Origin of the sequence: Myxococcus sp. CA023 (genome assembly GCF_010998615.1) — a bacterium.
Taxonomy (GTDB): Bacteria; Myxococcota; Myxococcia; order Myxococcales; family Myxococcaceae; genus Myxococcus.
The window spans coordinates 29,003-49,948 of the sequence record NZ_JAAEAH010000061.1; the positions used below are offsets into that span (position 1 = coordinate 29,003).

Below are 20,946 nucleotides of genomic sequence, written 5' to 3' on the forward strand. Positions count from 1 at the left end.
GCCTACGGCGTGGGCGCGGACGCCGTCAGCCGCTTCAGTGCGTCCTTCGCATCTGGGTGGTCCGGCTGCAACTGCACGGCCATCTTGTAGGCATCCTTTGCCTCGTCGATGCGCTTCGTCGCCTCCAGCAGTTGCCCGAGTGCGTTGTGCGGCTCGGCGAAGTTCGGGTCCGCCTGCACGGCGTTGCGGAAGGACTTCTCCGCGCCCTTCGTGTTGCCCTGCTGGTACAGCGTGTGGCCCATGTACAGCAGGCCCAGCGAGTGGCGTGGGTCCACCGACAGCACGGACGTCAGCACCTTCTTCGCCTTCGCGCCGTCGCCGCCACGTAGGTAGATGAAGCCCAGCTCCGCGCGAGCCTCGAGCTGCGCCGGGTCCTTCGCCACCACCGCCTCGAGCTCCGACACCGCAAGGTCCGGCCGCCCTCGCCGCGAATGGACGATGCCCAGCCGCGCCAGCGCCGCGGTGTCGCCCTCTTCGCCGTCCTTGGGCTTGAGCAGCCCCTCCGCCGCCACATAGTCGCCCATGGCCAGCAGCAGGTCCGCGAGCGCCAGCTTCGCGGCGCGATTGGCGGGGTCCTCGTCCAGGAGGGCCTTGTAGAGCGGTTGTGCTTTCGCGCCCACCCGCTTCTGCGCGTACACATCCGCGAGCGCCAGCCGGTTCTCCGGCGTGGGGGCGAGCTTCACACCCTCTTCGTACTCGGCGATGGCGCCATCCAAGTCACCCTTGGCGCGCAGGGCCTCGCCATAGGCGGCGCGGGCGCTCGCGTCCTTCGGGAAGGCGTCCACGGCCGTCTTCAGGGTGGCCACCGCTTCGTCCGCCTTGCCCAGGCTGAGCCACGCGCGAGCAAGTCCCTGGTACGCCTCCGTCGTCTTCTTCCCGTCCTCGGCGCTCTTCTCGATGGCCGTCTTGAAGGCCTCCACGGCCTGCTTCTTCTTGCCCTGCGTCAGGTACAGGTGGCCCAGCTGCGTGTACGGCCCGCTGGACCGCTGCGGCTCCAGCACCACGGCCTTTTCGAAGGCCTTCGTGGCCCGGGCGTAGTCACCGAGCTGGTAGTACGCCAGCCCCAGGTTGAAGTGCGCCTCGGCGAACTTCGGGTCTGCGGCGATGGCCTTGAGGAAGGCGTCGGTGGCCTTGCGCGGGTCGCCCTTCTCGTTGAACGCCACGCCCATGTTGTTGTGCGCGCTGGCGTGCTTGGGGGCGGCGGCGAGCGTGCGCTGGTACTCGGCGATGGCGCCGTCCAGGTCGCTCTCCCGCATGAGGAGCACGCCGAGGTTGTAGTGCGCCTCGGTGTCACCCAGCTTCTGCCGGGTGGCCTCGCGCAGCGTCTCCTTGGCCTCGCCGTTGAGGCCCTTCTCCGCCAGGGCCTTGCCCAGATTCACGCGGGCCACGTTGAGCTTCGCGTCCAGCTTCAACGCCTCACGGTAGGCCTCGATGGCGTCGTCCGTGCGGCTGGCGCGCTGCAGGGCCTCGCCCAGGTTGAAGCGCAGCTCCGCGTCCTGAGGGGCCAGCTCCACCGCTACCGCGTACTGGCTGATGGCCACGTCGCGCTCGTCCAGCACGCGCGCCAGCAGGCCGCGCTCGGCCCGGAGCGTGGACTCCTCGGGGAAGGCGGCGATGGCCGCGTCCAGCACCGTGCGCGCCTGCTCCGGCTCGCCGGACAGGCGCAGCGCGCGGGCCAGGGCCAGCTTCGGCGGAATGAGGTCCGGCTCCTGGGCCACCAGCTTCTTCAGGGGCGCCACGGCCTTCTTCGGCGTGTTGAGCGCGAGGAAGGCGGTGCCCAGGCGGTACAGGGCATCCGCGTCGTCGGGGGACTCGGCCAACCGCGCGCTCTCCACGGCGGCGGTGCGCTCGAGCGTGGCCGTGTCGGGCTCGGCGGCCTGCGCGGTGAGGAGCTGGAGCACCAGGAAGCTGGCAGTCTTCATTATAGGTTCTCCACGTAGGGACTCGCGCGCGCGTCGAAGGTCTTCTTCGCGAGCGCCGCCTTCTTCGCCTCCCACGCCTCCCGCGCGGTCTTCTCTTCCTTCTCGTCTCCAGCGAGCTCGGCGCGTTCCTCCTTCACCTCCGCCTTGCACTCGGAGACCTGCTCCTCGAATTCCTTCGGGTCCAGCCGCTCGCTGCCCTCGACCTTCGCCTTCCGGGCGGCCTGCAGCCGGGCCAGCTCGAACTCGGCGAAGGCGCAGCGCAGCGCCAGCCGCTCCACGTCCCGCAGGCCCACGCTGAGCCGCTGCCGGGCGCGCAGATACTCCACGCGGGCTTCGGCCTCGGCGATGGCCAGCTTCGCCACCTCGCGAGACACCTCGTCCGACGCGCGGTCCACTTCATCCTCCGCGGCTTCCTTGCGGGAGCGGGCGCGGCGGATGTTGTCGCGGGCGCGGCCAATCTCGTTGTCGGCCTCGTCCACCCTGTCGATGGCGAGCGCGAGGTTGTTCTCCGCCTCCAGCAGCTCGATGCGCGCCTCGTACGGGAGCTTCTTCTCCATCGAATCGGGCACGCGCATGTTGTAGCTGGCGCCGCACGCGGAGAGCAGGGGGAGGGTGAGCAGGACAAAGCGCTTCATGGAACCGTCGCCTCGAAGCTTCCGAAGATGGTGCGCCCGGAATAGGTGTGGGTGCCGTTGACGAACGTGACGTGGAACTCGCCGGAGATGCGCTGGCCCTGCTGGCTGGGGAGGGCCTTCACCTTCAGCCCACCCACCCGCAGCTCCGGGAAGGTCCGCGCCGGCTCATCCAGCACGTTGCGGCCAATGGCGCCGCGCTGGGCGCCGTTGGCCAGGACTTCCGCCAGGTTGACGTCCAGCGAGCCGGTGTAGCCCTCCGGGAGCATGTCCTGCACCCGGGCGCTGACCTTCAGCACCGTGTTGGTGCCGGTGCCCTGCTGGGTGACGAAGTTCACCGCCAGCTCACCTTCGGCCAGATGCGCCTCCGCGCGGTCGTAGCGCAGGTCGAGCAGCGACGTCACGCTGCCCTCCAGCCGCCCGCCCTCGTCGCCACAAGCGCAGAGGATGGCGGTGAGCAGGACGCCGAGCCACGATGCACGCGAGGGCCTCACTTGCATGCCTTCCACCCGCCGTCCACGTCGTTGCCGCCCAGCGAGGCCACGTCCTTGAGCACGGCCAGCTCGCGGCGTGCGCCGTCGACGTCACCGAAGCGGCAGCGCAGCGCGGCCAGGTTGAGGCGCGCCTTGCCGAAGGTGGGGTCGGAGTCCATGGCGCGGCCGTATGCCTCGCGCGCGCCCATGGCGTCACCCATGTGGAGCAGCGCCAGACCCAGCGCGGAGTGCGCCGAGGCCCGCGTGTCCTGCAGCTCCGTGACGCGGCCCAGGGTGAGCTGCGCCATGCCGTACTGGCGCGCGTCCAGGTAGGCCAGACCCAGTGCCTCCAGCGCCTCCGCGTTGAGCGTGCGCTCGGCCTTCTTGCGCAGCTCCTCCAGGGACGCCGGCTGCGTGGGCGTGCCCGGCTGCGGCACCGGCAGCGCCGCCGTCTCCGTGCGAGCGCGGCATCCCACCACCGCGGCGCTGAAGACCTCCAGGGACTCGGCGCGGGACAAGCAGGCCTTGAACGCCTCGTCGGAGCGCGCCTTCAGCGGCGTCACCTGCTCCTTCACCGCGGCCCGGAACTGCTGCGCCTCCGCGGCGGAGAGGCCCGCGGGAACGGCCGTGCCCTCCACCACGTCCGCGATGTGGCCGTATGCGAGCGCCAGCTTCCACAGCGAGGCCACCGCCCACTCGGCGTAGCCCAGCGACGCGGCCTGCGTGTAGATGCCCTCCATGCTCTGGAGCGCGGCGACCTTCTCCTCCACCTGGTCCGCCGGCAAATCTCTGTAGCCGCGGTAGAGGATTTCGCCCAGGTACCAGAGGCCCTTCGCCGCCTCCTCGGTGCCGCCGTTGGGGCCCTGCACCGCGGTGGTGAGGGTGGCGATGAGCGCGTCGGCGGGCGCGGTGGGCGCGGTGGTGGCCTGCACCTCGGCCAGCACCGCCGCGGCGGCGGCGCTGTGACGGTCCATCTTCAGCGCGGCCTCGGCCGCCGTCTTCGCGCGGGCGTAGTCCTTCTGCTTCAGCCGCGTCTCCGCCAGCATCACCAGGATGTCCGCCTTGCGCGCGCCAGCGATGTCGGCGGCGGCCTCCAGGTCACGCGCCGCCTCCTTGTGCTCGCCCAGCGCCATGCGCAGCCGCGCGCCGGCCAGCCAGCCGTCCACGGCGGCGAAGTCGCCACCCAGCTTCTGGCCCACCTGTTCGAACCAGCCCGCCGCCTCGCCGAACGCCGCGGCCTCCGCCGCGTGCCGGCCCAGCGTCAGCAGCACGTCCGACAGGTACTGGCTCTTCGGGTAGTCCTGCACCAGCTTCGTGCCCAGGTCTCGCTGGGCCTGCATGTCGCGCTTCTCGCGCGCCGCGGTGAACGCGCCGTAGAGCGCCTTCTCGCCGATGTCGGAGTTCTTGTTCTCGTCGGCGACCTTCACCAGGCCCTGGATGACGTCGCCCGTCTCCTGGGCGCTCTGCAGGGCCAGCTCATCCAGCGCCTCGGCGCGGCTCTGCGTGAGAATCTTCTGCACGTCCGCGCGGAAGCTGGCCGGCAGCGGCGCGCCCAGCAGCTTCTTGCCCGTCTCATCCAGGCCCTTGAAGTCGTTGAGCTGCCGCAGGCTGTCCAGCGCCAGGTTGCCCGCGATGGGGGCTTCCTTGTGCTGCGGGTGGCTCAGCGCGAAGGCGGTGAACAGCTCCGCGGCCTTCGGGTACTCGCCGTCCTCGTAGTAGGCGCGGGCGATGTTGAACTTCACCACCAGGGCATTCTCACTGCGGGGGTAGCGCGACACGAAGTCGGCGCCCAGCAGCTTCATGGCCTGACGCGCGTCCGCCACCTCGAAGGCGTTGCGCGTCTGCGCCTCCTCCGGCTTGAGCGTGGAGAAGTGCGCCAGCAGCGCGGCGTTGAGCGCTTCCTCCTCACCCTTCGCGTCCTTGGCCTTCACCTGGTAGCGGGCCAGCTCCTCGAACTGGCGCGCGGCCTCGGGGTACGCGTTGGCGGAGAACAGCGCGTCCGCGCGGTTCTTCATCATCGTGCGCACGTGCTGCTCGGGCCGGAAGAGGCCCAGGTACGCCTGATAGGCCTCCGCCGCGCTCACGTAGAGCGCTTTGTCGTTCTTCTTCTGCGCCTCCACATGGAGCAGGGTGGAGAGGTCGCGCGCCATCTCCTCCAGCTCCACTAGGTGCTTCTTGCGCTCGGCCTCCGCCAGCTCGGGGTCCGTCTTGCTCTGCACCGCGGCGCGCACGAGGATTCGCAGGTCCTCGGCGTCCGGCAGCACCTTGCCCTTGGATGCCTTGATGGCGTCGTAGAGCTTTTGGCCGCGCTCCAGGTCCAGCTCCGGGTCGTGCTGGATCTCCATCAGCTTGCGCAGCGCGGGGATGGCCCACTCGTACTGCTGCTTGATGAAGTACCGGTTGCCCAGCTTGTCCAGCGCGAGCGCGTACGTGGCGCGGCTGTCGCTGAGCTTCTCGAAGTAGTTGAGCGCGCCCTTGGGGGGCTTGGCCTCGGTGTAGCTGTACACGAGGTCCAGCAGGGCCTCGCGCTTGACGTTGAGCGCCTTCTTCACGTCCACGCCGGGCAGCGGCGCGCTGGCGGCCGCGGCCTCGAAGAAGGTGACGGCCTCCGCGTGCTTGGCCTGATTCACGCGAATCCAGCCCATCTTGTAGCGGGCCAGGTCGTGCACCGGTGAGGGCGGGGCCTCCAGGATGGCCTGGTAGTGCTTCTCCGCCTCGCCCAGGTCGGCCTTGTCGAAGAAGTGGTCGCCCAGAATCTGCTCCGCCTCCAGGCGCAGCGGGCTGCCAGGGAACTTGCGCGTCAGGTCGCCGAGCGTCTTGAGCATCTCGTCGAACTGGCCCAGTTCGCGCTGCTCGTGCGCCAGGTAGAACGTCACCTGGTCGCCGTCCTTGAAGTCCGGATACTCGCGCAGCAGCCGGTAGTACATCTGCACGGCCTTCTGCTTCAGCAGCCGCGTCTCAGGGGAGACGATGGCGCCGCTGGCCCCCTCCGGCCGCGACTCGGCCTGGAGGTAGTACACGTAGCGGCTCTTCTCCACGTAGAGCTCGGCCAGCCGGAACTGGAGGTCCGGCAGGTAGGGCGCGTTGCGGCTCTTGGAGATGAGGCGTTCCGTCTCGCCGATGGCGCGGTCCACCTTGAAGATGTCGCGCTTGAGCTTGGCGATGAGCTCGTCGCGCTCCTTGGCCTTGGAGACAATCGGGTTGATGCCCGGGCCGGGACGTCCAGCGCCACCCGGGGCGGCCGCGAGCATCGCGGCGGCAATCAGGCCCGTCAGGTGGCCGGTCATGGCGTCTCCTCGATGCAGCGGCTGTCGATGCGGACCCGGTAGGAGCGCAGCTCGTCGTTCCAGTACTCGCCGTCGAAACGGTAGGCCGTTTGCGTGGGCGACAGAATCTGCTCGTCCTCCGGCGCGACAATCCGCGCGCCCTTCTTCACGCGCTCATACAGCTTCAGGCCCACTTCGTACTCCATCAGGCGCACCTGCTCGGCGGCGCGCAGCAGCGTGTCCGCTTCCTGGCGGACGGCCTCGGCCAGCCGCGCGTCATGGACGCGGACCGCCTCGGCGCGGGACAAGTCATAGAGCTTCGTCAGGTGCGAGAAGAGCCGGTCGCCGAAGCTGCCGGCGTAGCGGCCCAGCCGCTCGCCCTCCAGCTCCAACGTCTCCAGGAAGCGCGCGGCGCGCTGGGTGCTTCCGTGGGCGTTGGCGGCGCGGCGCAGGCGCACGTCCTGGGTGAGGTCCTCGCGGTTGCGCACCGCCTCCAGCGAGTCCGCGAAGCGCCGCGTCAGCTCCTTGGCGGCGCGCTTGGCCGGCAGGTAGTGGCACAAGTCCCGGTAGATGAGCGCGCGCAGCAGGTACTTGTCCGGCAGGAACTCGTCGCGGAAGGACGGCGCGTCCAGCGTGGTGAGGATTCCCAGCGACGCGCGCAGCTCGCCCAGCTTGTAGCGGGTCCACGCCTCCTCCAGGTAGAGGCTGGCGCGGCCCGGGTCCAGCTCGGGCAGCTTCACGCGGTCATATGCCTCCAACGCGCCCTGGAAGTCCTTGCGCTCGTAGCGCAGGCGCGCCACCGCCAGCGCCGCCTCGTTGCGGGCCTCGCGGGTGAGTTTCGCGTCCTCGGACAGCGCCAGGAAGTCGGAGATGATTTCGTCCGACGGCTCCTTCACCTGCTTCAGTCGGGTGACGAGCAGCGCGAACTTCGCGCGACTGGCCTCGGGGCTCGTCTCCGACAGCTTGGCGAAGTGGGTGTTGGCCCAGCGCTCGTTGCCCACGCGCAGGTCCACCAGTCCCTGCTGATAGTGCGCATACGCGCCCGTGTCTTCCGGGAGGAAGCCCAGGTCCAGCGCGCCGAACACCTGCGCGTCAATCATCACCTCGTCGTGCGGCCGGTCCGTCAGCGCCTTGAGCGTGTCCAGGGCGCGAGGCAGCACGTTGGGGTTTGAGCGCTCGCGGGCGATGCGGGCCAGGTACGAGGCCCCCGCGTGCGTCAGCCCCAGGTCGATGAGGCTGCGCGCGAGGAAGTACTGGCCCCAGGCGTAGTTCTCGTCCGTCTTGGGCGCGGCCTGCAGCCAGGCGTGGAGCGGCCCGGCGGCGTCGCGCGGCTTGCCGTCGAAGTAGTCCTTGAGCGCCTTGTCGAAGACGCCCGGGTCCACTTTCTGCGGCGCGGGCGGCGGGGCTTCCGCGCCCGCCGTTGGGGCGTTCGCGGCGGGCTTGCCGGCGTCGGGCGCGTCGGCCTTGGCGTCAACGGGGGCCTTTGCTCCCGCCGGAGGCGTGCCCTGGGTGGGAGCGGCCGCGGGGGCGGTGGACGTGGGCTGCGCGGCGGCCGGAGACTGCGCGTCGGCGGGCGCTGGAGACACGAGGAGCGCGGCGCTGGTGAGCGCGGCGATGAGCGAGCGGGAGGTCATTCCGTGGCGCCGAAGTTGAACGCGGTTCCGAGCTGAATGAGGGGCACCTGGATGACGCGCGTGGCGCCCGTGAAGACGGTGTTGTTCGTCACGTCCAGGCGCAGCGACAGCGTCTTGCCAGTGAAGAGGCGCAGGCCGAGCCCCACGTTGACGGCGGGCCGGAAGCCGCCGTCGCGGTCGAGCTTCACCACCGTGCCGCCGCCCAGCAGGAAGGCCTCGATGTGCAGCACCGACTCATTGAGGAAGGCCATCTTCCCGTAGAGCGGGCTCCAGATGAGGTCCGAGCCCACCATCCACTGCACCTGGTCCTGGAAGGCCGCGGCGTTGGGGGACGTGTTGAAGTCGCGCTCGAGCTGGCGGCGCAGGCTCGTCTGGAGGTTGTAGCTGTACGTGCCGCGCCCGATCTGCCACGCGAAGGTGTCAGTGAAGTGGTACGTGTATCCGACGGTGCCCACCAGGCCCTTGTAATAGGCGTTGGCCGGCAGCACGCCGACGCCGAGCAGCAGCTCGTGGTGCATCCGGAATCGCCGCTCCTGGATGGCGGACACTGCGCCGGGATTCTCCAGCGCCTCGGCCTGCGCGCGGACGAGTCCGGGCGTCAGCAGCAAGAGGATGAGCAGGGCGTATCGCACGGTGGGGGCTTCCTGGGGGAGGACGGGAACGGACGCGCGGACTGAGGACACGTCAGTAGCCGACCGAGTTGAAGAGGAACGGATAGGTGATGATGACGACGCCACCCTTGGGGGAAGGGAACGTCCACGACTTCAGCTTGGAGAGGATGCAGGACTCGACGGAGGCATTGCGCAGCGTGGAGGACTTCGTCTTGGCGGCCACCACGCGGCCGTTCGCGCCGATGGTCCACTCCAGCACCACCTTGCCCGCAAGACCTGGGTCCTTGAGCAGCGCGCGCTCATAGCAGCCGTGCACCTCGTGCAGGTTGCTGTTGATGACGCGCGCGACCGCCTCACGGTCCACCGTGCCCTGCGTGGAGGCGATGCTGCGGGCCGTGGCGCGGGTGACGGTGCCACCCACCTTGCCCTTGCCCACGCCGCCCGCGCCCAGCGCGCCGATGCCGCCGCCGCCCTTGCCGCGCAGCAGTTCCGCGCCCAGCGTGGCGCCGCCGCCCTTGCCGCCGCCGCCCAACCCGAAGGTGCCCAGGCCCGCGTTGGCGATGGGGGCCTTCCCGATGAGGCCGGACAGCTTGTAGTTGGAGTTCTTCGCGTTCTTGCTGCCGGGGCCACTGCCGAGCTTGTCCACGGCGGCGAGCAAATCGTTGGTGGCGGGGCCCGCGGCGGACAGCTTGGCCAGCGCCTTGAGCGCCTTGTTCTGCGGCGGCGTGGCGGCGGCCACCGCTTGCTCGGGCTGCTTCGGCGGCGGTGGCGTCTTCTCCGCCGGCTTGGGCGGGGCCTTCTCCGCCACCTTCTCCTTGGTGGGCTTCTTCACCTTCTCCTGGAGGGCCTCCAGCTTCTTCTTCGCCTCCTCCTTCTTCTTCGGCTCGGGCGCGATGAGGCGCAGCGCCACGGGCGGAAGGCTCTTGTGCTGGAAGTCCGCGACCTCCGGCTGGTCCGGCTTCATGACCAGGAACGCGGCCATGGCGGAGGCGAAGAGGCCCAGGCACGTCAGCGTCAGCCAGGGCAGGCCCTTGAGCGGGTTGACGAAGACGCGCGCGGGCTTGGGCGCGGCGTAGGCCACCAGGGACATCTGTCCCTGCGTCAGGCGCGCGGCGGTGCCCTCGCGCAGCGTGAGGAAGCGGCGGCTGCCGTCGGACTCCAGGGCCGCGCCGGTGACGGGGGTGAAGCGGCCGTCACCGCCGCTTTTCTCTACGTCGGTGCCCGGCGGCACGAAGAGGCGGAAGGCGTTGTTGAGCGGCTCGGCCAGCGTGAAGGGCGCGCCTTCCGGCAGCGTGAAGCCCCACAGGGGCATGGCCCCCTCGAGGTCCAGCGAGGCCTGCACCGGCTTCTTCTTGTCCGGCGCGAAGCGGCGCGCGTCGCGGCGGATGGCGCCCCAGTACAGCTCCAGGTAGAGCTGCGCCGTGCCCTTGCCGGCCGCGATGCGCGGCGCATGCGTGGGCCGCGCCAGCGTGCGTTGCTCCTGCAGCAGCGGCCCCGTGGACTCCGGGAGCGGGTCGAGGGCGAGGTCCGCCATCAGCTCGTCCGCGAACTGCATGCCCGGGTTGGCCGCGGGGGCCGGCTCCGGCGCGGCCCGGCGGCGGACCGAGGGGACGGTGTTCGCCGGTACGCCCGCGGGAGCCTGCTGCGCTCCAGGCACGGGGATGGCGGCGGGCTGCGCTTGCGGAAGCTCATGCGCGTGGCCGCCAGCGGCGTGGACGGCGGCCTGCTGCGCCACGGGCGGAACCACGGCCACCGCGGGCACGGGCTGCGCGGGAGTGGGGTAGGCCAGCTGCGTCGCCACGTGGACGGGAGGAACCGCGGCCACCTGCTGTGGCACGCGCGCGGCGGGCATGGTGGCGGTGGACACGGGCGGGACCGCCGTGGCCGGACGGAGCTGCCGCGCGGGCGCGGCGGAGGGAGGCGGGGCCGCGGGCGCGGCGACCTGCGGTGGCGCCGCGAACGGCGTGGGCGCCTGGGCCGCGCCGAGCAGCGCGGCGACCTCGGGCGGCGGCTGCGGCTTGGCCTCCTGCGGCTTCTGCGACAGCACGCGCGTCTTCAGGATGAAGGGGCCACAGAGGACCTCGTCCACCGGCCGGATTTCACAGGCGGAGACGCGGTGGCCATTGACGAAGAGCCCCGTGCTGGAGCCCGCGTCCTGCACCGCCGCGCGGCCGTTCTGGAAGTAGAGCAGTGCGTGCCGCGGCTCCACGGACGGGTCATCCAGGCGCAGGTCGGAGGATGGATCCGAGCCGAGCGCATAGGTGCCCGGGACGAACACCTCGGTGCCCACGAGGAGACCGTCGCGGAGGATGACGACTTGCAGGACGCTGGGCTGGCCGCTCAACGGTGACGCTCCATTCAAGGGCTGGGGGGCGGTGCTGCCCTAGTGGTCGTACACCGTGGAGAGCGTTTCGGAGCGGAAGCTCTCGCGCTCGCGGATCATCGACCGCGTCTTCAGTTCCTTGCGGTCATAGAGGTACACGGCTCCGGACTTGTTCGTCTGTCCCTGGATGAGCCGGTCATCGAAGTCGATGCGCGCCGGGCCTCGCTGCGGCAGCGCGTTGGAGGAGGCCGTGGCCGCGTCGCCCGTCACGGGGTCTACTACGGCCGAGCCCTTGGTCTCGATCTTCGGCGGCGTCTTGGAGGCCGCCTTCTTGGTGGCCTTGGACTTCGCCTGGCGCGAGGTACGGCCGCGGTTCTGGGCCCAGGCTTCGGCCGGAGCCACCAGCGTGCCGACGCCGAGGAGCTGGGCGACAGCCATGCAGAGGAGGAAGCGTCGCATCATCAACAGGTTAAGCGATGCGTGTACCGAGCTGTCAACGCACACTCCGGCGCGCGCATGTGACGCTGTGCGCGCCCAGGTGTAGAGGGCACTCCACCCCATGTGGGGCGCGTCCACCACGGTGAGGCGGGATGTTGCCGGGACGCTGGAAAGATGGCGTGCGGTGCTGCGTTTCGAGCTGGCCGGGCTGATGGGTCACCGAGACATGAATTCATCCCCGCGCCGCGGGGGATGGGGGATGCTCCCGCGCGGATGCTACGGGCGCGGATGAGCAGGAATCGCAGGCGTGCGGTGCTGGCGGTGCTGAGCGTGTCGATGGTCGCCACGGGCGTGGTGATGCATCGGCTCCGTGAAACAGCCGCACCCACTCCGGTATCCGCCGCGGCGCGCCCTGTGTTGTCGTCCGTGGGGCCTCGGCTCACGAGCAATGAGACATCCCAGCCGCTCTCCATCCAGGGGGAACGGCTGGTGCCTGGGCTGGCGCTGTCGCTGGGCCCTCCGCTGTCGCTGCGCCTGCCGTTGACGGTGGTGGATGCCACGCACGCCTATGCACGGCTGCCCGCGGGGCTCCGTCTGCCAGAGGATGCGCCGCAAGCGGTGGTGGAGGCGCGGCTCGTCGGGGCGGATGGCGCCGAGTCGGAGGGCTCGGCGCGGCTCACGGTGGTGAACGACGCGGCCTTCACCGACCTGATGGCGATGGTGCCCGCGCCGGATGGGCGCACGCTCTTCATCACGTCGCCCCCCACCGACACGGTGTTCGCGCTGGAGGTCGACACCGGGCGCGTGTCGCGGCTGGCCACGGGAGACGGTCCCTCCGCACTGGCGGCCTGGACGGATTCGGACGGCCGGCCCTGGCTGGGCGTGGCGCACCGGTATCAGCCGGAGCTGTGGCTGTATGCGCTGGACTCGCTGGACGCCGCGCCTCGGGTGCTGCCCGCGCCACTGGGGGCGGAAGGGCTGACCGTGGATGGCCGAGCCGGCGTGGCCTTCGTGGCCGAGCGTGTGCGGGACCAGGTGCAGGCGCTGTCGCTGGCGGACGGGCGCGTGCGCTGGTCGGCGCCGGTGGACCCCAACCCCCGGGCGCTGGCGCGATGGAAGGACCTGCTGGCGGTGGGCAGTCTCCAGACAGGGCAACTGGAGCTGCTGCGGCAGGAGGATGGGACGCTCGTCTCCACGGTGGCGCCGGGGCCGGGTGTGTCCATCGTCGGAGGCAACACCGAGCGCTTCCGCGAGCAGGTGATGGGCGGCAAGGCGCCGCGCTTCCTGGTGGCGAGCGAGCGGCTGGGGCACGTCTTCATGTCGAGCCTGGGGCCGAACGTGGGGCCCAATCCCCAGCGCATGGAGGTGAGCGCGAACAGCGGTGTGTCGGTGGTGGAGCCCTCGCGGGGCCGCTACGTGCGGCACCGGGGCTTCGGCGCGGGCGGCACGGAAGGGCTGGTGCTGGACGACGGCGCGGGACTCCTCTACGCGGCGGACGTGGGGCTGGGGCTCGTGCGGGTGTTGGATGCGCGAGCGCTGGTGTCGGGGGACGTGCCCGCCCGGCGCGCGGTGCTCCAGGAGGTGGCGGTGGCGCCGCCCGACGGTACGCCGCGCATCCGGCCGCCAGAGGACTTCGGGGTCCGGGGCAGGGCGGGCGAGGAGCTCCATTCGGGCCCCAGCGCGCTGGCGCTGTCACCCGACGCGCGCACGCTGTATGTGCTCAACCGGTTCACCCGGACGGTGGCGGTGGTGGACGTGCGCGAGGCGAAGGCGGGCAAGGCGCGGGTGGTGCGTCAGCTTCCAGTGGAGACGTCTCGCGCGCAGGCCAAACGCCGGCTGGGGCAGGTCCTCTACTACGCGGACCTGGGACGCACGGGCATCACCTGTGACGGCTGCCACATCGAGGGCCACACGGGGGGCATCTTCTACGAGAAGACGCAGCCCAACCGCATCTACCGCTCCACGACGCTGCGAGGCAGCCGCGACACGCCGCCTTACTTCACGCCCGCCAGCCACATCAGCCTCGTGGACACGGTGCGCTTCGTGGGCGCGCGCAACCGCTTCCGCAACCCGGACCCGTCGCCGTCGGAGGTGGAGGCGCTGGCCCTCTTCAACGCGCTCATCGTCACGCCGCCCAACCCCCATCGCGGCGAGGACGGCGCACCGTTGGAGACGGTGGCGTTGCCAGACGGGAGGGAGGGGCGTCCGGCGCGAGGGCGCGCGCTGTTCGAGGGCAAGGGCGCTTGTGCGACGTGTCACCCGGCGCCCCTCTATACGTTGGACCAGGACCTGGCCACGCGGGGCCGGTACCTCGAGGTGGGCACGCCGGTGGCGCTGCCGCTGAGGCTGGAGCAACAGGACCTGGTGCCCGGCGCGGCGACGCCTTCCCTGGTGGGGGCGTGGGATGTGTGGCCCCTGCTGACGAGCGCCACCGCGGGCTATGGGGTGAAGGACAACCGGCTCGTGGTGGAGACGCGCTTCGCGCTGCGCGCGCTGCTAGAGACGTCCGGGCCCCAGCACGGCCACGCCAGCGCGCTGACGTCGGAGGAGCGCGATGACCTGCTGGCGTTCCTGCTCACGCTGTAGGCCGTCACCTGGCTGCCAATACCCGGAGGACACTGGGAGTCACTGCGCTTCCGGGGGCTCCGCGCCCGTTCCACGGGGGGCCGAATTGTCGGTCCGTGCTGTGCCACTTGCGCGGTGCTTACAGGCTTCGTGTCACCATCGCTTGCGTTGTCACCGGGGCCTAAGGTGTAGAATCGGACTGATGCGCGCCCTCTCGCGGTCCGTCTGGCTCATTCCCGTGCTGTTGCTGTCGTGTTCCGACGCGGGCCTCTACGCGCTCAATGGCCGTGGCCCTGGCGGGAAGGACCGCGCCAGCTTCGCCGGCACCGTCTGTGTGCCGCTCGCGGGCGGCGAGGCCTTTCCCACGAAGGTGATTTTCGCGCTCCAGGGCGGCGAAGGCGTCGAGCGCGAGGTGGTGGGTTACGCCACCGATGCGCTGTCCACGCTCTCCAGCCGCTTCTCCGGTCCCTTCGTCCAGTTCGGCCTCGTCGCGTACCACACGGTGGCGACGGGCCTGCTGGGCAGCTTCTCGGATGCGTCCGACTTCCAGGCCGCGCTGCCGCGCTACGCCACCTACCAGGAGTCCGGCCCCGTGAGCGTCCGCGCCGCCCTACGGCTGGCCAAGACGCTGCTGTCGGGCGACATGCAGACGTCCTGCCGCGGCGAGGTCGCCCGCACGCGCTACGTCATCGTCGTCGTGGTGCGCAGCCAGGACACCAGCTGCGCCAACCCGGCCTTCAACGTGGGGCTCGACTCGCGTTGCAGCGCGCTGGGCAACACGTCGGCGTGCAGTCAGTGTGAGCTCACCGCCGTCACCGGCGAAATCAAGGCGCTGGCCTCGCAGTTCAGCGCGGGCGAAGTGGTGGTGCAGCCCATCTACGTGCGCGGCGAGACGCCAGACCCCATCACCCGCCAGCACGTGGCCGCCATCGCCAACGCCGGCGGCACCGAGCCGCTGGAGACGGACGCGGCGGGCCTGTCGGGTACCCTCACCAACATCCAGTACGCCGCGCGGACCAACACCCTCAAGCTCAAGCGCTTCTTCGCCTACAACCGCAACGTGGTGGTGCGCGCCGGGCAGGTGCTCGCCGACAGCGACGGGGACGGCCTTCCCGACGAGGATGAGGAGTTGATGGGCACCGACCCCCTGCGCCAGGACACGGACCAGGACGGGTTGATGGACGGCGTCGAGGTCCGCATGGGCCTGGACCCGCTCCAGCCGGACGTCATCAACGGCTGCAACGTGTCCCTGGACGAGGACGGCGACCGGCTCAACACCTGCGAGGAGCGCGTGCTGGGCACCAACGCCTGCATCGGTGACACGGATGGGGACGCACTTCCGGACCTGGTGGAGGCGCTGGTGATGACGAACCCGCTCATCCCCGAGGACCTGCTCGACACGGACCGCGACGGCATCACCAACGTGTCGGAGGTGGAGGCGCACGGAGACCCGCTCAGCGCCGACCTCGACTTCCACCGCGAGCGCGGCTACGGCTACGAGATGGTGGAGACCACGCCCACCGCGGACGGCCGCAGCTGCTACCAGGTCCGCGTGGAGAACGTCACCGTCGTCCCCACCCGCGAGCGGCCACACCCCTTCATCCCGGGCGAAGTCATCAAGGCGGGCACCAACGAGGTGTACCTCTACCTCCAGGCTGGCCGGGACAATGATCCACGGGGCGCGGGCATCGGCTCGCTCCTCATCCAGGAAATCCAATACAGCGAAGAGGGGGGCCGCCTGCCGGCGGGCATCATCCCCCTGGAGCCCGACACCTTCATCCCGGGGACCTGAAGCCCTCCTGGGATGTGGGGTCTACCCCTCGCCCTCACTGGGGAGTGCCCCCCACACTTTTTGTTCGACGCGTCCCTGCTCGTGCCCAACTCACTGACATTCCAGGGCTTCTCCCAAGTGTCTGGTACGGATCGTTCTTTGCTAGGCGTCCGGTGTTGAAAGGAGTCACCATGACACGCGCTCGTTTCGCTTCAGCCCTCACGCTGGGGGCTTTCCTCGTCCTCGGCCCCACGGGGGCGCTGGCACAGTCCAACAACAACCCCGACAACCCGGAGTGTCTGGGCGACCGGTGCGGCATGCCGCTGGAAGTCGGCGGTGGCTGTGGCTGCGGCGCGGGCGGCAGCGTGTGGGTCAACTACACGGACGACGGCGACACGCTGTCGTACACGGACGACGCGGACGGCGACGGCCGCGCGGATGACCGCGACAACTGTCCCTTCGTCTCCAACCGCGACCAGGCGGACGACGACGGTGACGGCGTGGGCAACGCCTGCGACAACTGCCCCACGCTCTCCAACTTCCAGCAGCGCGACGCGGACGGCGACGGCATCGGCGACGACTGCGACCCGGACCAGGACAACGACGGCGTCGCCAACGCGCAGGACAACTGCCCGCTGGTGCCCAACCCCCCGCTGGTGCCCAACCAGCCCCAGGCGGACCTGGACGGTGATGGCCTGGGCGACGTCTGCGACCTGGACGACGACGGTGACGGCGAGCTGGACGGCGACGACAACTGCCCCCGCGTCTTCAACCCCGACCAGGTCATCAAAGACGAAGAGGCTCACTTGTGCCGCGTGGATGCGGACAACGACAACATCTCCGACAGCAGCGACAACTGCCCCGGTGTGCCCAACCCCGACCAGCGCGACACGGATGGTGACGGCGTGGGCGACGCGTGCGACGCCGACATCGACGGCGACAGCGTGCTCAACACGCAGGACAACTGCCCCGCCGTCGAAAACCGCGACCAGCGCGACGACGACCGCGACGGCATTGGCGACGCGTGCGACACGCGCTACTGCCTGGTGACGAACCCCGAGCGCCCCGACGACTGCCTGGACCCGAAGTCGCCGTTCACCGTCAGCGCCGGTGGCCTGTTCCGCACGGACAAGGCCGGCATCACCATCCGTCCGCCGCTGTTCGCCAACCGCAACGGCGCGGCCATGGAGTACGAGTGGGTGGTGGTGAAGCGTCCCTCGGGTTCCACCTCGGTGGTGGAGCGTCCGCAGGGCGCCGTGACGCTCAGCCGCGACTGGCAGTACATGTACGTCGACGGCAGCGTGCCCACCTTCGTCCCGGACAAGAAGGGCGAGTACCAGCTCCAGCTGACCGCGCGCCTGGCCTTCTCCGACCGCGTCTTCCCGGACCAGCGCGTGTCCACCTCCACCCTCACGGTGCTCGTGGGGGATGACTCGAAGGAGGGCAACAACTGCAGCTCGGTGCCCGCCGGCTTCAGCGCCGCCGCCCTGGGCGCCGCGCTGCTCAGCGTGCTGATGCGCCGCCGCCGTCCCCAGCAGTAACCTCGCCGTCCCCCCACCAGGAGGTCCCTTCCGCATGCGCCGCTTCGTTCGTACCTCGCTGCTCGCGGCGGGCCTCCTGGCTTCGGGCCTGTGGTCCTGTTCAGACGCCATGCTCGAATCGAGGGTGGATGCGCTCTCCAACCTCGATGACCGGCTGACGCTCCAGGGGCGGGTGTGCACGCGCCCGCCCAGCCCCTCCGGCTTCCCGGTGAAGGTGGTGGTGGTCATCGACGAGTCGGGCAGCATGTGTGTCTCCGACCCGCCGGGCTCGCAGCTCGACAACGGCTTCTGCCAGCGCCGGGAGATTCTGGACATCATCCCGGAGGGCGTCACCGAGCCCGCGCGCGTGCGCGCCCTCAAGCGGCTGGTGCAGCAGTTCCGGGAAGTGAATGCGCAGGGCGGCAACGTGCAGGTCTCCGTTGCTCCCTTTGAAACGAACGTGCGCAACGTCTGGCCGCCCACCACGACGGGGGACCGCTTCGCCCGGCCGGACAACAACATCGACAGCTACATCGAGGGCCTGCAGAGCCAGCTGGGCAAGGGCACCGACTACCAGGGCGCCCTGTCCTATGCCTACAGCCTCATCTCCAGCGACATCAACGCGGTGGCGCAGTCCAACCCGGAGTTGCTGCCGCGCACGCGCTACGTCGTCGTCTTCCTCACGGACGGCACGCCGTATCCGCGCTGCTCGGCCACCGACAACCTCAGCGTCTACGCCGACCCGGACAACCCGGACCTGACGTGGGCGGACTCGCTGCGCGACTTCTGCAACCTCACCAACACCACGGACCAGATTGACGGGTTCGAGGTGGGGACGGACCGCAACCAGAACTACCAGCTGTTCAGTTACGTGCGGCGGCTGATGGAGTTGAAGGACCAGTACAACGTGGGCGATTTGCGCATGCACACGGTGCTGCTCTTCAACCAGGAAGCGGTGCGGGCGTGTGGCCCCATCTGCCAGGACATCTACGGCGTGTACCCGGGCGTGGAGCCGGCGCGCTACCCGGAGGCCGCGAAGAAGATCGCCGCCTGGCTGCTGCGGCGCTTCGCGGACATCGGCAACGGCGTGTACCAGGAGTTCAACGACACGGGCGAAATCTCCAACCTGGGCCTGGGCGCACTGGACTACTCGTCGTTCGCCTCGCGCAACGTGATGAAGACGTTGATGGTGGAGTCGCTCAGCTCCGCGCCGGGTGACACCAGCCGCGTGCTGGACAGTGATGGGGACGGGGTGCCGGACTCCATCGACAACAGCTTCACGCTGAAGACCAACACCTTTGTGGCGGACAGCGATGGCGACTGCCTGGATGACGGCTTCGAGTACCGCCGCGAGGACCAGGGCTTCCGCGCCGCCAATGATTTGGACGCGCGCGGGTGCAACCCGGCCTCGCCGCTGACGCCCAACTGCGTCTGCCGCGACACGGACGGTGACGGCCTGTCCCAGTTCGCCGAGGACTACCTGCGCACGCGCACCGGCATCGTGGACAGCGACGGAGACGGCGTGCCGGACGGCCTGGAGGCGCGCTGGGGGCTCAACCCGCTGGAGAACAGCGTGTCGGGCCTGGACACGGACGGCGACGGCATCCCGGACGCCCAGGAGCTGCGGGCGGGAAGTAATCCCACGCGCCGCGACAAGGCCTTCCACGAGCGCTTCGGCTACCAGTACGAGACGCGCATCGCGGAGGTCCGTCCCGACGGCAGCCTCTGCTACGACTTCACCGTGTCCAACCTGCAGCTCGTCACGCCGCCGGACCGCGCGGGCGTGAAGCAGGGCTACAACCTCTTCAAGGTGTGGTTCGCCGAGGCACCGGAGAGTGGCGTGAGCACGGACTACGGCGTGTGGCGCACCGCCTGCGCCTGGGCGCAGTATGCGCCGCCCAGCGTGCGGGTCCCGGTGGGGCCCGAGCTGGCCTTCGAGGATGCTGACTTCCGCCGGCCCGACACCTTGAGCAACCCGTGGAACAACCAGAACGACTGCGTCGGAATCCCGCCCTCGGGGAGCGCCAATCCGTGAGCCGCGTTGTCCGAGTATTGGCGGGCGTCCTGGTGGCCGTGGCGATGGTGATGGCGTGTACGGATTCCTATCTGTACGACCCTCGCCGTGACACGGAAGTGCCGGTGGACCGGGCGGTGACATTGGAAGGCCGCTTCTGCTCCGTGGGCAGCAATGAGGTGGTGCGGCCCATCAAGCTGGTGGTCGCCATGGACGCCTCGCAGTCCATGCGGGTGAGCGACCCGGACGGCGCGCGCGCCACCGCGCTGGTGGAGCTCATCCAGAACCTGCCCAGGGACCCCGAGGTGCACCTGGCGGTGATGCTCTTCGCGGGCAGCACCACGGCCTTCCTCACGCAGCAGCCGGGCAACCCGCCTCAGGACGGCTTCGTCCAGGTGTCCTCCATGGATGACGCCACGCTGCGGCGCCTGTCCGAGCAGCTGCTCACCTTCCGCAACCCCGACACCTCGCCGAACCGGGACTCGACGGACTTCGTCAAGCCGTTGTCGGACATCTACTCGCTCATCAACACGGACATTGCGCGCAGCAGGCTGGACCCGGGCGGTGCGCAGGCGCTGGCGCAGGCGCGCTACTCCGTCATCTTCCTGTCGGACGGCAAGCCCACCAACGACCAGGACGACGAGCTGCTCCGGGGTGACGCGGTGGTGCGCATCCGCCAGCTGCGCGATTTGGTGGAGGACGTGCGCGTCAACACCGTGCACGTCTTCAACCCCACGCAGCCGGTGTCCTCGGTGTGTGACCTGTCGGGTGACGGGGGCTGCCCGCTGCTCATCATCAACCAGAACGCGGACCGGTTGGAGCAGATGGCGACGCTGGGTGGCGGCAACTTCCGCGACTTCCGCAACAACGAGCCCATCAACTTCCTGGACTTCACCTTCGGCCAGGTGCGCCGCGCCTTCATCGTGAAGGAGATGGTGGCCTTCAACTTCTCCGCGCCGCCGGGCAGCCCGGTGGGCGAGGCGGACTCGGACGGTGACGGCCTGACGGACGCGCGCGAGCTGGAGCTGGGCACGGACCCGCACAAGGTGGACACGGACGGGGATGGCTTCAGCGACGGCGTGGAGGTGTACTTCCGCGACCGCGGCGTGGACTTCAACCCCACGCAGGAGGCCCTGCCGGACGGCGGCGGGCTGGACCGCGGGTGTCCGCCGGCGCTGCGCGGCGTGGACTCGGACTGCGACGGCCTGCTGGACTGCGACGAGCAGTTCGTGGGCACCAACGCGACGCTGGCGGACAGTGACCGGGACGGCGTGCCGGACGGCATGGAGTGGTTGGGCGGCACGCAGGGCGCCAGCAACGACTTGGACGAGGACCCGGACAACGATGGCCTGACGAACCGCATGGAGCTGCGGATGCACACCCGGCCGCTGGTGGTGGACACCGCGGACCTGTCGGTGAATGGCTACCGCTACGCCTTCGAGGCGGACGGCCCGCCGGACAACCGGGGCCGCCAGTGCTACCGCTTCCGCGTGGAGAACGTCCTGCTGGCTCCGACGATGGCGTCCGCGGACGACGCGGGCGTGGTGCAACGCGGGGCGGGCTTCAACGACATCGCGCTGTCCGTGGCCATGGTGCCCGGAGACGACCCCACCGCCCGGACGCTTGTCCGTACCTTCCGCGTGAATGACGTGCGCTACCCGGTGGGCGGCATCAAGTCGCCCGCCGACGGCGTCATCCGCGTGGAACCCGAGCAGCTCGTCGACGGTTGCTCCGGCCGCCCCGACGACGTGCCCCCAATGCCTTGAGAACCGACGCC

The 20,946-nt window shown here is 70.1% G+C and carries 13 protein-coding genes; 5 read left to right on the forward strand and 8 right to left on the reverse strand.

Features of this window, described 5'->3' with window-relative positions; all coding sequences use genetic code 11:
• Positions 1 to 2: 2 nt before the first annotated feature.
• From F8M74_RS25255 to F8M74_RS25290, 8 genes are read right to left on the reverse strand one after another with little or no spacing between them, the layout of a single operon-like run.
• Positions 3 to 1,922, reverse strand: a complete 1,920-nt coding sequence (locus F8M74_RS25255; protein WP_141254617.1) for a tetratricopeptide repeat protein — start codon at positions 1,920 to 1,922, stop codon at positions 3 to 5.
• Complete coding sequence (locus F8M74_RS25260) at positions 1,922 to 2,557, reverse strand: hypothetical protein (RefSeq protein WP_011551442.1); 636 nt, start codon at positions 2,555 to 2,557, stop codon at positions 1,922 to 1,924. Before F8M74_RS25260 ends, F8M74_RS25255 begins: the two co-directional genes overlap by 1 nt.
• Complete coding sequence (locus tag F8M74_RS25265) at positions 2,554 to 3,063, reverse strand: hypothetical protein (protein ID WP_141254616.1); 510 nt, start codon at positions 3,061 to 3,063, stop codon at positions 2,554 to 2,556. The genes F8M74_RS25260 and F8M74_RS25265 overlap by 4 nt, the downstream gene beginning before the upstream one ends.
• Positions 3,045 to 6,314 (reverse strand): tetratricopeptide repeat protein, encoded by a 3,270-nt coding sequence (locus F8M74_RS25270; RefSeq protein WP_141254615.1) that lies wholly within the window; start codon positions 6,312 to 6,314, stop codon positions 3,045 to 3,047. Before F8M74_RS25270 ends, F8M74_RS25265 begins: the two co-directional genes overlap by 19 nt.
• Positions 6,311 to 7,927: a hypothetical protein gene (locus tag F8M74_RS25275; RefSeq protein ID WP_141254614.1), complete on the reverse strand. Its 1,617-nt coding sequence runs from the start codon at positions 7,925 to 7,927 to the stop codon at positions 6,311 to 6,313. Before F8M74_RS25275 ends, F8M74_RS25270 begins: the two co-directional genes overlap by 4 nt.
• On the reverse strand, positions 7,924 to 8,559 hold the full coding sequence (locus F8M74_RS25280; RefSeq protein WP_141254613.1) for an outer membrane beta-barrel domain-containing protein: 636 nt from the start codon (positions 8,557 to 8,559) through the stop codon (positions 7,924 to 7,926). Before F8M74_RS25280 ends, F8M74_RS25275 begins: the two co-directional genes overlap by 4 nt.
• Positions 8,560 to 8,611: 52 nt before the next feature.
• Entirely contained in the window at positions 8,612 to 10,882 is a 2,271-nt protein-coding gene (locus tag F8M74_RS25285) for an AgmX/PglI C-terminal domain-containing protein (RefSeq protein ID WP_141254612.1), read from the reverse strand.
• Positions 10,883 to 10,921: 39 nt separating this feature from the next.
• Positions 10,922 to 11,323: a hypothetical protein gene (locus tag F8M74_RS25290; protein ID WP_228560191.1), complete on the reverse strand. Its 402-nt coding sequence runs from the start codon at positions 11,321 to 11,323 to the stop codon at positions 10,922 to 10,924.
• Between the two features lie 99 nt (positions 11,324 to 11,422).
• On the opposite strand from F8M74_RS25290, the gene F8M74_RS25295 reads away from it, so the two are divergent.
• From F8M74_RS25295 to F8M74_RS25315, 5 genes are all read left to right on the forward strand, one after another.
• On the forward strand, positions 11,423 to 13,885 hold the full coding sequence (locus F8M74_RS25295; protein WP_141254611.1) for an MtsA protein: 2,463 nt from the start codon (positions 11,423 to 11,425) through the stop codon (positions 13,883 to 13,885).
• Positions 13,886 to 14,066: 181 nt separating this feature from the next.
• Entirely contained in the window at positions 14,067 to 15,656 is a 1,590-nt protein-coding gene (locus F8M74_RS25300) for a thrombospondin type 3 repeat-containing protein (RefSeq protein WP_171410283.1), read from the forward strand.
• A gap of 170 nt (positions 15,657 to 15,826) precedes the next feature.
• On the forward strand, positions 15,827 to 17,176 hold the full coding sequence (locus F8M74_RS25305; protein WP_163884559.1) for a thrombospondin type 3 repeat-containing protein: 1,350 nt from the start codon (positions 15,827 to 15,829) through the stop codon (positions 17,174 to 17,176).
• A 34-nt stretch (positions 17,177 to 17,210) separates the two neighbouring features.
• Positions 17,211 to 19,190, forward strand: coding sequence for a vWA domain-containing protein (locus F8M74_RS25310; RefSeq protein WP_141254608.1), 1,980 nt, complete (start codon positions 17,211 to 17,213; stop codon positions 19,188 to 19,190).
• Positions 19,187 to 20,935 carry a vWA domain-containing protein gene (locus tag F8M74_RS25315; protein WP_141254607.1) on the forward strand — a complete coding sequence of 583 codons (1,749 nt, stop codon included), beginning with the start codon at positions 19,187 to 19,189 and terminating at the stop codon, positions 20,933 to 20,935. The genes F8M74_RS25310 and F8M74_RS25315 overlap by 4 nt, the downstream gene beginning before the upstream one ends.
• Positions 20,936 to 20,946 lie beyond the last annotated feature (11 nt).

Coding starts and splice junctions, on each gene's coding strand:
- F8M74_RS25270 (WP_141254615.1), bottom strand. CDS start 6,314: ATGACCGGCCACCTGACGGGCCTGATTGCCGCCGCGATGCTCGCGGCC.
- F8M74_RS25260 (WP_011551442.1), bottom strand. CDS start 2,557: ATGAAGCGCTTTGTCCTGCTCACCCTCCCCCTGCTCTCCGCGTGCGGC.
- F8M74_RS25290 (WP_228560191.1), bottom strand. CDS start 11,323: ATGATGCGACGCTTCCTCCTCTGCATGGCTGTCGCCCAGCTCCTCGGC.
- F8M74_RS25275 (WP_141254614.1), bottom strand. CDS start 7,927: ATGACCTCCCGCTCGCTCATCGCCGCGCTCACCAGCGCCGCGCTCCTC.
- F8M74_RS25305 (WP_163884559.1), top strand. CDS start 15,827: ATGACACGCGCTCGTTTCGCTTCAGCCCTCACGCTGGGGGCTTTCCTC.
- F8M74_RS25255 (WP_141254617.1), bottom strand. CDS start 1,922: ATGAAGACTGCCAGCTTCCTGGTGCTCCAGCTCCTCACCGCGCAGGCC.
- F8M74_RS25300 (WP_171410283.1), top strand. CDS start 14,067: ATGCGCGCCCTCTCGCGGTCCGTCTGGCTCATTCCCGTGCTGTTGCTG.
- F8M74_RS25310 (WP_141254608.1), top strand. CDS start 17,211: ATGCGCCGCTTCGTTCGTACCTCGCTGCTCGCGGCGGGCCTCCTGGCT.